At 64.7% G+C, this 14,726-nt stretch carries 12 protein-coding genes and 2 tRNA genes; 11 read left to right on the forward strand and 3 right to left on the reverse strand.

What is annotated here, in order from left to right; translation table 11 throughout:
* Positions 1-377 precede the first annotated feature (377 nt).
* From ACSLUQ_RS04845 to ACSLUQ_RS04855, 3 genes are all read left to right on the forward strand, one after another.
* Positions 378-454: transfer RNA gene (locus ACSLUQ_RS04845), tRNA-Pro, on the forward strand.
* Positions 455-677: 223 nt separating this feature from the next.
* The gene (locus ACSLUQ_RS04850; protein ID WP_417281068.1) at positions 678-983 is read left to right on the forward strand and encodes an ETC complex I subunit; all 306 of its coding nucleotides are present in this window, start codon (positions 678-680) and stop codon (positions 981-983) included.
* 60 nt (positions 984-1,043) lie between these two features.
* A tRNA-Arg gene (locus ACSLUQ_RS04855) sits at positions 1,044-1,120 on the forward strand.
* Between the two features lie 91 nt (positions 1,121-1,211).
* On the opposite strand, the gene ACSLUQ_RS04860 is transcribed toward ACSLUQ_RS04855, so the two are convergent.
* Together ACSLUQ_RS04860 and ACSLUQ_RS04865 are read right to left on the reverse strand one after the other, a co-directional pair.
* Positions 1,212-3,356: a putative bifunctional diguanylate cyclase/phosphodiesterase gene (locus ACSLUQ_RS04860; protein ID WP_461807837.1), complete on the reverse strand. Its 2,145-nt coding sequence runs from the start codon at positions 3,354-3,356 to the stop codon at positions 1,212-1,214.
* Positions 3,357-3,677: 321 nt separating this feature from the next.
* Positions 3,678-4,496 (reverse strand): phosphodiesterase, encoded by an 819-nt coding sequence (locus ACSLUQ_RS04865; protein WP_461807838.1) that lies wholly within the window; start codon positions 4,494-4,496, stop codon positions 3,678-3,680.
* A gap of 348 nt (positions 4,497-4,844) precedes the next feature.
* Here ACSLUQ_RS04865 and ACSLUQ_RS04870 point away from each other — a divergent pair, with 348 nt between their 5' ends.
* The 4 genes from ACSLUQ_RS04870 to ACSLUQ_RS04885 are packed head-to-tail and all read left to right on the forward strand — an operon-like array spanning position 4,845 to position 8,640.
* A complete protein-coding gene (locus tag ACSLUQ_RS04870) occupies positions 4,845-6,578 on the forward strand; it encodes an ArnT family glycosyltransferase (protein ID WP_461807839.1) in 1,734 nt (577 codons plus the stop codon).
* Positions 6,575-7,492 carry a phosphatase PAP2 family protein gene (locus tag ACSLUQ_RS04875; protein WP_461807840.1) on the forward strand — a complete coding sequence of 306 codons (918 nt, stop codon included), beginning with the start codon at positions 6,575-6,577 and terminating at the stop codon, positions 7,490-7,492. The genes ACSLUQ_RS04870 and ACSLUQ_RS04875 overlap by 4 nt, the downstream gene beginning before the upstream one ends.
* On the forward strand, positions 7,489-8,316 hold the full coding sequence (locus ACSLUQ_RS04880; RefSeq protein WP_461807841.1) for a glycosyltransferase family 2 protein: 828 nt from the start codon (positions 7,489-7,491) through the stop codon (positions 8,314-8,316). Before ACSLUQ_RS04875 ends, ACSLUQ_RS04880 begins: the two co-directional genes overlap by 4 nt.
* A 9-nt stretch (positions 8,317-8,325) precedes the next feature.
* On the forward strand, positions 8,326-8,640 hold the full coding sequence (locus ACSLUQ_RS04885) for a lipid-A-disaccharide synthase N-terminal domain-containing protein (protein ID WP_417774117.1): 315 nt from the start codon (positions 8,326-8,328) through the stop codon (positions 8,638-8,640).
* A gap of 33 nt (positions 8,641-8,673) precedes the next feature.
* Here the strand turns inward: ACSLUQ_RS04885 and metC are convergent, their stop codons facing one another.
* On the reverse strand, positions 8,674-9,852 hold the full coding sequence (metC, locus tag ACSLUQ_RS04890) for a cystathionine beta-lyase (protein WP_417774063.1): 1,179 nt from the start codon (positions 9,850-9,852) through the stop codon (positions 8,674-8,676).
* Positions 9,853-10,131: 279 nt separating this feature from the next.
* Here metC and ACSLUQ_RS04895 point away from each other — a divergent pair, with 279 nt between their 5' ends.
* The 4 genes from ACSLUQ_RS04895 (at position 10,132) to ACSLUQ_RS04910 (ending at position 14,678) form a co-directional block, all read left to right on the forward strand.
* Entirely contained in the window at positions 10,132-11,148 is a 1,017-nt protein-coding gene (locus ACSLUQ_RS04895; RefSeq protein ID WP_417774064.1) for an amino acid ABC transporter substrate-binding protein, read from the forward strand.
* A 171-nt stretch (positions 11,149-11,319) separates the two neighbouring features.
* On the forward strand, positions 11,320-12,522 hold the full coding sequence (locus tag ACSLUQ_RS04900) for an amino acid ABC transporter permease (protein ID WP_461807842.1): 1,203 nt from the start codon (positions 11,320-11,322) through the stop codon (positions 12,520-12,522).
* Between the two features lie 4 nt (positions 12,523-12,526).
* Entirely contained in the window at positions 12,527-13,828 is a 1,302-nt protein-coding gene (locus tag ACSLUQ_RS04905) for an amino acid ABC transporter permease (protein ID WP_417774066.1), read from the forward strand.
* A gap of 49 nt (positions 13,829-13,877) precedes the next feature.
* The gene (locus ACSLUQ_RS04910; protein ID WP_417774067.1) at positions 13,878-14,678 is read left to right on the forward strand and encodes an amino acid ABC transporter ATP-binding protein; all 801 of its coding nucleotides are present in this window, start codon (positions 13,878-13,880) and stop codon (positions 14,676-14,678) included.
* Positions 14,679-14,726 lie beyond the last annotated feature (48 nt).

The following is a 14,726-nucleotide window of genomic DNA, read 5'->3' on the forward strand; positions in this document are numbered from 1 at the left end:
CTCCGAAAACGAAGCCCCCGGCGCCACGGCGCCGGGGGCTTCTTGTCAGATGGTCATGGAACGGATCAGTGGCCCTTGATAGAGAGCAAGACGGCTTAGCCTGACATTGCCCGGCTGAATTGATCCAGTTTGAAGCAGGCTCCGGCGCCGTGAGAACGGCCAGAGAGATCCTTGTCGTCGGGGTGGCCTGCCGCGAGAACCACCCGAGCGCACAGAGCCGTGGAAGGAGTGGAACAAAACACGATTTCTCCGGCCCGGCTTCCGGGACTATTCCGGGGCTCCTTTGCTCCGGCATGCCGAGTTGCCCCCCAAATTCCCGGCTCATTCCTGCTTGACTGACGGGGCCAATGCCGGATAGACCGCAGAAATCCAATTGTCGGGGTATAGCGCAGCCTGGTAGCGCATCTGCTTTGGGAGCAGAGGGTCGCAAGTTCGAATCTTGCTGCCCCGACCATTTCCTTCCAGTCTTCCGGTTTCCTTGCGATATGCGCAGACGGGCGATGTCGCGGCATTCTGGCGCGCGCAGCGAAGCTTTGCGCGATTGCCGGGCATGCGGGCGATTGGCGAGTTGACTTCACCGCCAATTCCAAGGAATAAACCGGTATCTGCCGCCCGCGAGCGGCCGCACGGCGTGTGTGTCACTTCGTGCGTGGTCTGAGCCAAGGAGAGCCGCAGTCATGGTCGCACGCATCTATTCCCCGGCGAAGACGGCGACGCAGTCGGGGCGCGGCAAGACCCACAACTGGGTGCTGGAATACGCTCCGGAGAAGCCGCGCTCGATCGAGCCGCTGATGGGCTACACCTCCTCAAGCGACATGAAGCAGCAGATTCGCCTGCGTTTCGCCACCCGCGAGGAGGCCGTTGCCTATGCCGAGCGCAACGGCATTGCCTACCGGGTGGAGGCGGCCAACGAGCGTCGCGTGCCGAAGATCGCCTACTCGGACAATTTCCGCTACGACCGCTTCATGCCCTGGACGCACTGAAGCGCATTTCCAGGACGAGGGGACGCCCGGCGGGGTGCCGCGAAATCTCGTCCCGAGTACGGCCCCGTAGCTCAGCCGGATAGAGCACCGGCCTTCTAAGCCGATGGTCGCAGGTTCGAGTCCTGCCGGGGTCGCCAAACTTTTCCATCAGTTGCGCGCGTTGAAGGCCTGGAGTTCCAGCTTTCGCGTCTTGTCTTGTCTTGTCTTGTCCGGGCGGGCGGGCGGCCGTCAGTGTGACGCTTGTCTGGTCGAAAGATAGGCGGTCAGTTCCGCGTCGTCGCAGGTCGGGCGGCCGAAGAGGTAACCCTGAGAGCAGGGGCAGCCATATCGACGCAGGAAGTCTCGCTGGTCGTCGGTCTCCACGCCTTCAGCGACCACGTCCATGCCGAGCGCATCCGCCAGGCCGATGATCGCCTTGACGATCACCTCGTCGTCCGGCTGGGTCTCGATCTCGCTGATGAACGACCGGTCGATCTTCAGCCGGTCGACCCGGAACTTCTTCAGATGGGCGAGTGAGGCGTATCCGGTGCCAAAGTCATCAAGGGCGATGCGGATGCCAAGGCCGCGCAACTTGCGCAAGGTGGCGGCGATCATGTCTGCCCAGGGGCCAAGGATCACCGTTTCCGTCACTTCGATCTCCAGCGCCTCGGGCGGATGGTCGAACTCGCGGATCAGCGTTTCCACCGTCGCGACGAATCCGTCGTCGCGCAGCTGACTTGCCGACACATTGACCGAGATCGGCCCCGGATCGCCGGCGCTGCTGCGCAGGCGGGCCGCGCGCCTGAGCGACTGGATCATCAGCAATTGGCCAAGTTCAACGGCGAGACCGGCTTCCTCAGCCAGCGGAATGAACTCGGACGGGGCGACCGCGCTGCCGTTGAGCGTCCAGCGCGCCAGAGCCTCGAAGCCGCGGTGGGCGCCGGTATGGGTGTCGACGATGGGCTGGAAGGCAATGTCGACGGCATGGCGGTCGATGTCTGCACGCAGTGAGTCGGCCAGTTTTCGCCGGCGCTCGCGAACGATGCTCATTTCAGGCGTGTAGAGCATGAAGGACGGGCGCCCGGTCGCCTTGGCTTCGTGAAGCGCGATGTTGGCGTGGCGCATCAGGGCATCCGTCGTCGGTCCGTCACGAGGCATCAGCGCGGCGCCAATCGCGACGCCGGTCGAAACGACCCGCTCCTCGATCACGGTTGGGTGGGACAGGCCGGCGGCGATACGGTTGATCTCCACCTGCAGTTCTTCCGCGTTGGCGATGTCGGTCATCACCAGGCCGAACTCATTGCCGCCAAGGCGCGCGACGAGCTCCTCCGTCTTGGCAAAGCCGCGCAGCCGTTCCGCGGTGATCCTCAGGAAGGCGTCACCGGCGTCGTAGCCGAGACGGTCGTTGATGTCGCGGAAGCCGGCAAGGTCCAGCAGCAGCAAGGCTCCGAAAGCTCCGTCCTTCTGGCTGGCCGCGAGAGTCTCGGTGAGCCGCTGGCGCAGAAGTGTGCGATTCGCAAGCCCGGTGAGGTCGTCATACTCGGCCAGATGCCGGATCTCCTCTTCCTGGCGCAACTGATCGGTCACGTCGAGAATGAGGCCGTTCCAGGATACCCCGCCATCTGCGGTCCGCTCCGGCTGGGCGCGCCCTTCCAGCCATTTCATCCGGCCGGACGGGGTGAGGATCCGCCAGCGGTGAAACCAGGCCGACTGCGTTTCCGCGGAGGCATCGAGAGAGGCGCGAAGGGGAGGGGTGTCCTCTGCCACGACCATCTCCCACAGGATTTCGGGATGTTCGCGTATGCGACCGGAGTCGAGCTCCCATATTTCCTCGCAGGCCGCGCTCAGGAAGGACATCGTCTGGCTGCCGCTGGAGTCCGTCAGCGAGTGGAACGCGACGCCGGGGATGCTCTCAGCCAGGGCGCGCAGCCGGCTTTCGCTTGTCTGAAGATCGGCGACGGCGCGAAGCTGGGCGCTGACGTCGGTGACCAGAATGCTCCAGCGGCCCACGGTGACGCCATCGAACGGAATGCCGCGCACGAGTGTCCAGCGTGCGGTGCCGTCAGGATCGAGGACGCGGACGGTGATGCTCCATTCCGCGTCGCTCAGCTCGCCCTTGGACAGAGCCACGCGCACTTCGTCAACATCGTCGGGATGGAAGCTCTCGAGGAGGCGCTCGAAGCTCGAGCCGATTTCCTCTCGGCTTTTGTGCCAGACGTGACGACAGCTTTCGCTGACGTAGTCGATAACGATGGTGCCCTCGCGGCGGGCGAGGCCGAGGACGGCGAAGGGGAGCGCGCTTTCGAGGAGGATCAGCGACCTGGCATCGTCATCCCGTCCATGGGCGCTGGAAAGTCCGACCTCTCGCGAATTGGTTTTGCGTCTGACATTCACGGCGTCTCTCTTTCGAAAAACCAGCAGGCAGCGCGACTCTCCACAACTGGAACGCTGCATTTCACGGTCAGCAATCGAAGTGTGACACAAAAAAAATCGAGGTGACAGCTTTGATGAAAACAATATTCGAAATCGAAGGGATATTACCGTCAGCGCATGTTTGAAGAGTGTATGCCGCGAGGAAGTCTCTATTTTGCTGCATTGCAAAATTGACGAAGGATTGGCGACCTTCGTATTACTATCGATGCACTTTATCAGGCGTTCTTATTGAAACGGCGCGCCGGCCCTTGCGTCATCTGCAGGGGCCGGCGGCAGGCTTGGCTACCAGCTGACGTTTTCGTCGGCGTAGAAGGGGAAGGGCCCTGGGTAGGCTTCGACATAGGCCAGGTGACTGACGACGCCGGTCTCCATCTGCTGGTGCAGGAAGAAGGCGGGCGGCTCCATGATGAACTGCCCGTCGTCCCGGTCGGAAAGGTCGAGATTGACCTGATGGCCGGTGCTGGGGGCAAGCGTCATCACCCGGCCGCCGACGGAGGTGATGATTGTGCGGTGCACATGGCCGCACATGATGCGCTCGACATGGGGGTGGCGGGCGACGATCTCCGTGAAGGCGGCCGAATCCGTCAGTCCGATGCCGTCCATGTGCTTCAGACCGGTCACCGCCGGCGGGTGGTGCATGGCGATCAGCGTCGGCATGTTGTTTGCCGAGAGTGTCGCGTCGAGCCAGTCGAGCTGCGCGTCGCCGAGGGTGCCGTGCGGGGGGCCGCCAACGGAGGTGTCGAGGGCGACGAGGCGCAGGCCACCGATCTCGACGGCGTAGTGGATCTTGTCGCCCGCGCCCTGGTTGATCGGTCCGACGCCGGTCAGTATCTCGCGCATCATCCGGGTGGAATCGTGATTCCCCGGAATCACATAGACAGGAACCTTCAAGCGATTGACGAGCCTTTGGACGCCTTCATACTCGTGAGGGTCCGGCTTGTCGGCGAGGTCGCCGGTGATGACCACCGCATCGGGTTGCGGGTCGAGGGCGTTGAGCGTGGCGATGGCGCGGCCGGCCAGCATGTTGGTCTCGCTGACCCGGTAGCAGGCCAGGCCGCGCGGACGCAGGTGCAGGTCGGTGATTTGTGCGATCAGGGTCATGACGGATGTCTCCTGGCCCGGTTTTTCTCTCACCCGTCGGGTGACTGGCTCCATTCCCGCAGTTTCGCGGGGAACGCATTGATTGCTAACCGATAAAATTGTCATGGTGAAGGGCCAAGGGACCCGTGTCGGATGGCGCGCGGGCCAGCAGTCGCGGGGTTTCGTGAGCCGGCTTGCCGTTTCGCGGGCCGGTGACAGCGTGGCGTGCGCGCCACGTTCACGGTGTTCGAAAGCCTGCGGCGATCCTGTGGTTTCCCTTTTGCCCGCGCTCATGTAGGAAGCGCGGGGCGCGAGCGTGTGCACCGCACGGGGTGCCGGCATGGCGCCCGTAGAACAGGCATGGCGACGATGAGCGAGACGTCCACTCAGCAATCCGCAACCCGGCAGGCCGGGACGACGCAGGACGGGCTGTGGCTACGCCTGCTCGGTCGCCGGTTTGTCGCGCCCGCACTTCTGATCGTTCTCTCGGTTCTCTTTTTTGCACCCGGGGTAACCCAGGTTCCGCCGCTCGACCGCGACGAACCGCGTTTCACCCAGGCCACCAAGCAGATGGTGGAAACGGGTGACTATGTCGACATTCGCTTCCAGCAGGAGGCGCGCCACAAGAAGCCGGTGGGCATCTACTGGCTGCAGGCGCTGGCGGTCGAGGCGAGTGGACTTGGGGCTGATACGCCGATCTGGGTCTACCGGCTGCCCTCGCAGATCGGCGCGTTGCTTGCCGTCCTTCTGACCTATTGGTGCACGCGCGCCTTTGCTGGGCCGCGACCGGCGCTGGTCGCCGGCGCTCTGGTCGCCGCGGCCCTGATCGTCGGCGTCGAGGCGCGGCTTGCAAAGACCGACGCGGCGCTGCTGGCGACGATCCTCGCCGCTCAGGGCGCGCTCGCGCGGATCTGGCTTTCGCGCAGCGCCGAGGCGTTGTCCCGTCTCCGGCGCTGGGGGCTTCCGGCGCTCTTCTGGATCGCGCTTGCCGTATCCGTCCTGATCAAGGGACCGGTCGGGCCGATGGTGGTTGGCCTGACGCTTGTCGCCCTGTGCCTGTGGCATCGCGAGCTGCGCTGGCTGTCGCGTCTGCGTCCGCTCTTCGGTCTTCCTGCTTTCGTACTGCTCGTGGCCCCCTGGTTCGTGGCGATCTACATTCAGACCGATGGTGCCTTCTTCGCCGAGGCCGTCGGCAAGGACCTGCTCGGCAAGGTCGCCACCGGACAGGAAAGCCATGGCGCGCCGCCGCTGACCCATCTTGCCGCCGCCCTTGCCACCTTCTGGCCGCTGCCGGCCTTCGCGCTGCTGGCGTTGCCGCGCGTGCGTCGGTCGCTGCGGATGCCGGCCGTCGTGTTCGCGCTGTGCTGGATCCTGCCAAGCTGGGCGGTGTTCGAGCTGACGGCGACGAAGCTGCCGCACTACACCATGCCGCTGCTGCCGGCGGTTGTGCTGCTGGCGGCGATCCTGCTTGCCGCCGAAGGGCCGGTGCCGGGGCGCGGCTGGCGCTATGCGGCCGCGGCTCTACTGGTTATCCCGGCCATCGGCGTTGCGGCGGCGAACTTCGTCGCGCCGGCGGTCTTCGGCGTATGGCCGTCCCCGCCGGGGGCGGTGATCGCCGCGCTCGCGCTGGTGCCGGCCCTTGCCGCGACGCGGCTGATGGCGCGCGGCGAAGCGTTCCGCTCGCTGCCGCCGACGCTGCTGGCGGGCCTGCTCCTAGTCGTCGCCACCTGGGCCTTCACGATGCCGGCGCTTTCTCCGATCTGGATCAGCCCGCGTCTTGCCGATGCGGTGCGCGCCAGTGCCGGTTGCGCGGCGCCCGAGGTTGCGAATGTCGGCTTCAACGAGCCGAGTTACATCTTCCTGCAAGGCACCGACACCCGCCCCTCGAGCGCCGCGGAAGCGGCCGCCTTCCTGCGTGAGGCGCCAGCCGGAGCCTGCCGCGTCGCCGTGGTGGAGGGGCGCAAGGAAGCGACCTTCCTGGCCGCGCTCGGCGGAGACGGAGAGGCCCAGGCGCCGAGCGCGCTGCGGGTGAGCGGCTTCAACATCAACGGCGGGGACGAACTCGACTTCGGTCTCTACCGCGCAACGGACCTGACGCGATGAGCGACATGACGGGAAGCAACAAGGGCGCTGGCGCGCGGGAGCGCGGTCTCAAGGCGCGCTGGCGGCGTTGGCTTGCCCGGGCGAAGGACAACGCCGGTCGCATCCGCGGGATCTGGCGGCACCGCAACGAGCGGGTCGCGCACGACCGGCCGCCGCTGCCGCCCGGCCACAGTCCGCAGGATCTGCTTGCCGTGCTGCTCTTCACGGTTGGTATTGCCGTCATCGCGCTCGACATTCCGACCTATCCCTGGCTGCGCTCACTGCCGGGGGAATACCGCCAGGCATTCGCCGTGATCACGGATCTCGGCAAGGGGCACTGGATCCTCTGGTCGACGGGCCTCTACTGCCTGTTGACGCTGGCCCTTGACTGGGAACGCCTTTCTTGGCGTGTGCGCATGACGCTGTCGGCTTTGTGGACCTATTGCGCCTTCATCTTCGCCTCGGTGGCATTGAGCGGTGTTATCGCGCTGGTGCTGAAGAACGCGCTCGGCCGGGCACGTCCCAAGCTCTACGAGGAGCTTGGACCGATGCATTTCGACTTCCTGTCGTTCAAGGGTGCGTTCACGAGCTTTCCTTCCGGTCATTCGACCACCATCGCGGCGCTGGCGACCACGCTTGCGATCCTGGTTCCGAGCTACCGCTGGCTCATTGTCGTCTCGGCATTCTGGATCGCCTTCAGCCGCATCATGGTCGGCGCGCATTACCCCAGCGACGTCATCGCCGGCACGCTGCTCGGCGCGAGTGTCGCCGTCGCCGTGGCGCGCTTCATGGCGCAGCGGCGGATGGGCTTCGGTTTCGATCCCGATGGCCGGATCTATCCGCTGATGGGGCGGGTGAGCGCGAAGGCCGGCATCAAGGCGCTGTGGCGCGCCGCGACAGGGGCACGGCCCCTTGGCAAGGAGACGTCAGAATGACGAGCGATGGGTCGGCATCCGGCATCGAGGCCGTTCCCGGGATTTCCGTCGTCGTGCCGGCGAAGGACGAGCGCGAGAACCTGCCGGAGTTGCTGTCGGAGATCGCCGCGGCTCTTTCCGGCCGCAGCTTCGAGGTGATTGTCATCGACGACGGCTCGAGTGACGGCACCTCGGAGATGCTGGCGGATCTGGCGAGCCGCACGCCCTGGCTGCGGGCGATGCGCCATGCGGTCGCCTGCGGACAGAGCGCGTCGGTGCGCACCGGTCTGCACGCGGCGCGCGGCGATATTCTCGTCACCATCGACGGCGATGGCGAGAACGATCCGGCCTATATTCCGGCGCTGGTCGCCGCCCTCGAGAGCGCCGGCGAGGGTGTGGCGCTGGCCGCCGGACAGCGCGTCGGGCGCAAGGCGAGCCGGGCCAAGCGCATCGCCTCGAAACTCGCGAACCGCCTGCGCGGCGCGCTGCTCAAGGACCAGACGCGGGATTCCGGCTGCGGGCTCAAGGCGATCCGCCGGGAGGTGTTTCTCCAGCTCCCCTATTTCGACAGTTGGCACCGGTTCCTGCCGGCGCTGGTGCTGCGCGAGGGGCATGGCGTGACGCATGTCGACATCGTCGACCGGCAGCGCCGGCACGGAACGTCGAAATACGGCATCCTCGACCGTGCGTTCGTCGGGGCGCTGGATCTCTTCGGCGTGTGGTGGCTGCGGCGCCGGCGCAAGCGCGTGCCTGAGGTTTCTGCGGTCGCCGGCTTCGGGGAGGGGATATCCGGGGGGATGGCAACGGGCGAAAGGGGGGCAGTGCCCCCGGCGCTGAAGGAGTAACCGCGCGTGATCGACCAGCTTCTTTCCTGGCTCCACCTCGTCTTCGTCCAGCGGTTCGATGCCTGGGTTCTGCTCGGCTTCGTGGCGCAGGCGATGTTCATGATGCGCTTTGTCGTGCAGTGGGTCGCCTCCGAGAGGGCGGGGCGCTCCATCGTGCCGGTGGCGTTCTGGTTTTTCTCGATCAGCGGCGGCAGCCTGTTGCTGATCTACGCGATCCAGGCGGGCGATCCGGTGTTCATTGCCGGCCAGGGGCTCGGCCTGTTCATCTACTTCCGCAATATCTGGCTGATTTTCCGCGAGAAGCGGCACGGCCCCAGGGACTGAGGGCCGTGCCGCCGGTTTTCGGCAGGCGGGCGGTCAGCCGCGGAGCGCGGCGAACCCCGCTTCCAGGTCGGCGCGGATGTCGTCGGTGTCCTCCAGCCCGATGTGCAGGCGGATGCTGGGGCCGCCCTGCGGCATCGGCGTCGCCGTGCGCGCGCCCTTGAGCCTGACCGGGATGGCAAGGCTCTCGAAGCCGCCCCAGGAGTAGCCGAGACCGAAGAGCTTCAGCGCGTCGAGGAAGGCGTAGGAGCGTTCCGGCGTGATGTCGTCGGTGAAGTCGAAGGCGAAGAGGCCCGACGCGCCGGTGAAGTCGCGTTTCCAGATGGCATGGCCTGGATCCTGCTCGAGAGCTGGATGGCGCACGCGGGCGACCTCGGGGCGGGTCTCCAGCCAGCGCGCGATCTCGATGCCGCTTGCCATGTGCCGGTCGAGGCGAACCTTCATGGTGCGCAGACCGCGCAGGCCGAGGTAGACGTCATCGGGAGCGACATGGATGCCGAGCGCGCCGGCGGTGGCGTCGAGCGCCTCGAAGGCCCGCTCGCTTGCCGCAACGGTGCCCAGCATCGCGTCGGAATGGCCGACGATATATTTCGTGCCCGCCTGGATCGACAGGTCGACGCCGTGGTCGAGCGGGCGGAAATACACAGGCGTTGCCCAGGTGTTGTCCATGAGGACCGTCGCGCCGGCGGCATGAGCGGCCTCGGCGATCGCGGGAATGTCCTGCATTTCGAAGGTGAGCGAGCCCGGGGCTTCGGTCATCACGGCGCGGGTGTTCGGCTTGAACAGCGCGGCAACGCCGGCGCCGATGGTCGGATCGTAATAGTCGACTTCGATTCCCATGCGGCGCAGCACGGTCTCCGCCACATGCCGGGTCGGCCCATAGGCGCTGTCGGTCACCAGAAGGTGATCGCCGGAGGAAAGGCAGGAGAGCAGCGCCAGCGAGATCGCGTTGAGCCCGGAGTTGGCGAGCTTGGCACCGGCCGCGCCCTCGATCTCCGCCATGGCCTCCTCGAGTGCGTTCGTCGTCGGGTTTCCGCGACGCGCGTAGTGGAAGGTCTGGTTGCCGGACAGCATCGTTGCAGTGTCGGGAAAAAGCACGGTTGACGCGTGGACAACGGGCGGATTCACAAAGCCGTGGAAATCGGCAGGATAACGTCCCGTGTGGGCAAGACGGGTCGCCAGACCCGTGTTCGTGGTTGGTCGTGACGCAGACATTCAGTCCCTTTCGGCGTGGGTGATTGAGTTTTCGCGATGTGAAAAGTTACTCACAAATCGCGCCTTACTTTGCGTCGGCCCCTTGACCCCTAGCCCTAAATGCCATCGAATGCAGTCATGAGATGACGATGACGGGTCTAGGTCAAACAACAAGCGACCAGGTTCGTCGGGGGGAGTTTTCGGTGTTTTTTTTCTACAACGTGGCAGCATTCTCCTCCCTGACGGCGTGATCTCGATAACACCCAGAACATACAGGGCAGAACAGAAGGCTGCATATCCATGACGACAAAAATCCTTCCGATCGTGCTTGGCGCGGCGCTTGGCCTTTCGGCCGCGGCTGCTTCGGCGGCGACGCTTGATGACGTCAAGACGAAGGGGTTCCTGCAATGCGGCACGAACACCGGACTGGCGGGCTTTGCCGCGCCGGATGACGCCGGCAACTGGACCGGTCTTGATGTGGACGGTTGCCGCGCGATCGCGGCTGCGATCTTCGACGACGCGGATGCGGTGAAGTTCACGCCGCTGACCGCCAAGGAGCGCTTCACCGCTCTCCAGACCGGCGAAGTCGACGTGCTGATCCGCAACACCACCTGGACGATGAGCCGCGACACGACGCTCGGCCTCAACTTCACCGGCGTGAACTACTACGACGGCCAGGGCTTCATGGTGCGCAAGTCGCTCGGCGTGACTTCGGCACTCGAGCTGTCCGGCGCCTCGGTCTGCGTGCAGACCGGCACCACGACCGAGCTGAACCTGACGGACTACTTCAAGGCGAACGGCATGGACTACAAGCCGGTCGTGTTCGAGCAGCTTCAGGAAGTGAACGCCGCCTATGACGCCAACCGTTGCGACGTCTACACGACCGATGCTTCGGGCCTTTACTCGATCCGCCTGCAGCTCACCAATCCGGGCGACCACATGGTGCTTCCGGAGATCATCTCCAAGGAGCCGCTTGGCCCGGTCGTTCGCCAGGGCGATGACCAGTGGTTCAACTTGGTGAAGTGGGTGAGCTACGCCATGCTGAACGCCGAAGAGCTCGGCGTGACCTCGGCCAATGTGGACGAGATGATGACCTCCGAGAACCCGAACATCCGTCGTCTTCTCGGCGTCGAGGGCCAGTTCGGCGAGGCCATCGGTCTCAGCAATGACTGGGCCGCCAAGGTGATCAAGCACGTTGGCAACTACGGCGAAGTGTTCGACCGCAACGTCGGCCCGGACACGCCGCTCGGCATCGCCCGCGGCATCAACGCGCTGTGGACCAAGGGCGGCCTGCAGTACGCGCCGCCGATCCGCTAAGGCGTGAATTCGCGGCCCGGCGCCATGGTGCCGGGCCGTGTTTCCTTCAAAAAACAGGCAATCAAAACAGGCAAAAGAACCCGAACAATCGGGTCATATCAAGCCTGGCCAAGGGCAGATCATCGGGTCGTTTGAAGTTCCGGCGGCCCGGGCGAGGGGATAAAGTCGGACATGACTCCTGTTAGCTCCGCCAAGGGCGAGCGTGCAGGCGACGGGACAAGTGCATCCTGGTTCTACAATCCGCGCGTGCGCGGGTGGATCTTCCAGATACTTGTCATCGTCGCGCTGATCACGATTCTCGCGTTCTTTGTGCACAATGCCAGAGTAAATCTCGAACGCGCGAACATTGCGTCCGGTCTGGGCTTCTTCAATGAGCGGGCCGGTTTCGACATTTCGCAGACGCTTATTCCCTATACCAACGACAGTACCTACCTTCGGGCGTTCTTCGTTGGCCTGATCAACACGCTCGTCGTCGCCAGCATCGGCATCGTGCTTGCCACGATCATCGGCTTCATCGTCGGCGTCGCGCGTCTTTCCAAGAATTTCGTCATCCGGCAGATCGCCACCATCTATGTCGAGACGCTGCGCAACATCCCGCTGCTTCTGCAGCTTCTGTTCTGGTACAAGGCGGTGCTCTCGGTGCTGCCCTCTCCACGGCAGTCGCTCGAGCCGTTGCCGGGCGTCTTCCTTAACAATCGCGGACTGATCCTGCCGCAGGTGGTTGCCCAGCCGGGCAGCAATGCCGTTCTCTTCGCCTTCCTGCTCGGCCTGGCGGCGACCGTCGCCATCTCCCGGTGGGCGCGCAAGCGGCAGATGGCGACCGGCCAGCAATTCCCGACCCTGTTGTCGGGCCTTGGCCTGATCATCGGACTTCCTCTCGTCGTCTTCTTCGCGGCCGGGCTGCCCATCGGGCTCTCCTTCGCCGAGCTCAGGGGCTTCAATTTCGCAGGCGGGCGGGTGATCAATCCGGAGTTTCTGGCCCTGCTCCTCGGTCTGTCGCTCTACACGGCGTCCTTCATCGCCGAGATCGTGCGCGCGGGCATTCTCGCCGTTTCGCACGGCCAGACGGAGGCGGCCTTCTCTCTGGGACTGCGGCCGCGGCGCACGCTTCAGCTCGTCGTCGTTCCGCAGGCGATGCGGGTGATCATCCCGCCGCTGACCAGCCAGTACCTCAACCTGACCAAGAACTCCTCGCTCGCGGTGGCCATCGGCTATCCGGATCTCGTCGCGGTGTTCTCGGGCACCGTGCTCAACCAGACCGGCCAGGCCGTCGAGGTGATCAGCATCACCATGCTCGTCTACCTCACCCTGTCGTTGGCGACCTCGGGCTTCATGAACTGGTACAACGGGCGCATGGCGCTGGTGGAGAGGTAGGATCATGACCAAGCCATCCATCGCGTATCTGCGCAGCGACGAGGCACCCCGGCTGACGCCTCCGGTGACCAAAACCGGCCTCATCGGCTGGATTCGCGACAATCTCTTCGACAGCATCGGCAACTCGATCCTGACGATCGTGGGGCTCGCCATGCTGGCGCTGATCCTGCCGCCGATGATCAACTGGCTCTTCATCGACGCGGTCTATGTCGGCGATGACCGCGAGGCTTGCATCGTACCGGGGGCCGGGGCCTGCTGGGCCTTCGTCGATGCCAAGTTCGGCCAGTTCATGTACGGCCGCTATCCGTTCGAGGAGCGCTGGCGGGTCGATCTTACCGGCCTGCTTCTGATTGCCGGCCTGGTTCCCGCGGCGATCCCGAGCATTCCGTTCAAGCGGGAGACGGTTGCCTATCTGCTCGTCGTCTTCCCGATCGCCGGCTTCATCCTGCTGACGGGCGGCAATGTCGATTTCTCGACCGAGTTCTGGGTCGGCTATCTGGTGTTCTCGGCGGTTCTTCTCGTCATCGTCGCGGGGGTCTGCCGCAATGCCAGACTCGATTTGGCCGGACCGCTGAAGGGCACGGGCATGGCGCTTGCCGCGCTGGCTCTGGTGTTCTTCGTGATCGCCGTCGACTTCGGCCTGGAACCGGTGGAGACGCAGCGCTGGGGCGGCCTGCTGTTGACGCTGGTCGTCGCCATCGTCGGCATCGTCGCCTCGTTTCCGCTCGGCATCCTGCTCGCCCTCGGGCGGCGCTCCAAGCTGCCGGCCGTGAAGCTGATCTCGGTGATCTTCATCGAGTTCTGGCGCGGCGTGCCGCTGATCACCGTGCTGTTCATGTCATCGGTGATGCTGCCGCTGTTCCTTCCCGACGGCGTCAACTTCGACAAGCTTCTCAGGGCGCTGATCGGCGTCGCGCTGTTCGCCTCGGCCTATATGGCGGAGGTGGTGCGCGGCGGTCTCCAGGCGATCCCGAAGGGCCAGTACGAGGCGGCCGATGCCATGGGCCTGTCGTTCTGGCAGGGCATATGGCTCGTCATCATGCCGCAGGCGCTGAAGCTCGTCATTCCGGGCATCGTCAACACCTTCATCGGCCTGTTCAAGGACACGAGCCTGGTGCTGATCATCGGCCTGTTCGACCTGCTCGGTATCGTTCAGCAGAACTTCTCCGACGCCCGCTGGGCCTCGCCCAACACACCGGCGACGGGCTTCATCTTCGCCGCCTTCATCTACTGGATCTTCTGTTTCGGCATGTCGCGCTATTCCATCTACATGGAGCGCCGACTGCACACCGGGCACAAGCGCTGATCCGCGCCCGCACCGCCGATATGGAAAAACGACGCCTGGAGCAATCGCAATGACCGGAAACGCAGTCGATATGGATACCGCGGAGATCACCCGCCCGAAGATGACCGTGTCCGAGACCGACGTGGCCATCGAGATTACCAACATGAACAAGTGGTACGGGGACTTCCACGTGCTGCGTGACATCAACCTCAAGGTGATGCGCGGCGAGCGCATCGTCATCTGCGGACCCTCTGGGTCCGGCAAGTCGACGATGATCCGCTGCATCAACCGCCTGGAGGAGCACCAGAAGGGGTCGATCGCCGTGGACGGCATCGAACTCACCGACGATCTCAAGCGGATCGACGAGATTCGCCGCGAGGTCGGCATGTGCTTCCAGCACTTCAACCTGTTCCCGCATCTGACGATCCTGGAGAATTGCACGCTGGCGCCGATCTGGGTGCGCAAGATGCCCAAGGCCAAGGCCGAGGAAGTCGCCATGCACTATCTGGAGCGGGTGAAGATCCCGGAGCAGGCCAACAAGTACCCGGGCCAGCTCTCCGGCGGCCAGCAGCAGCGTGTGGCGATTGCCCGCTCGCTGTGCATGTCGCCGAAGATCATGCTGTTCGACGAGCCGACTTCGGCGCTCGATCCGGAGATGATCAAGGAAGTGCTCGACGTGATGGTCGGGCTCGCGGAAGAGGGCATGACCATGCTCTGCGTCACCCACGAGATGGGCTTCGCCCGTCAGGTTGCCAACCGGGTGATCTTCATGGACGCGGGGCAGATCGTCGAGGAGAACGAGCCGGAGAGCTTCTTCACCAACCCGCAGCACGAGCGGACCCAGCTTTTCCTGAGCCAGATCCTGCACTGAACACGGGCTCAGGTTGAAACGACGATGCAGCGACGCCGGCGCCTTGCG

Source organism: Stappia sp. ICDLI1TA098 (genome assembly GCF_054880955.1).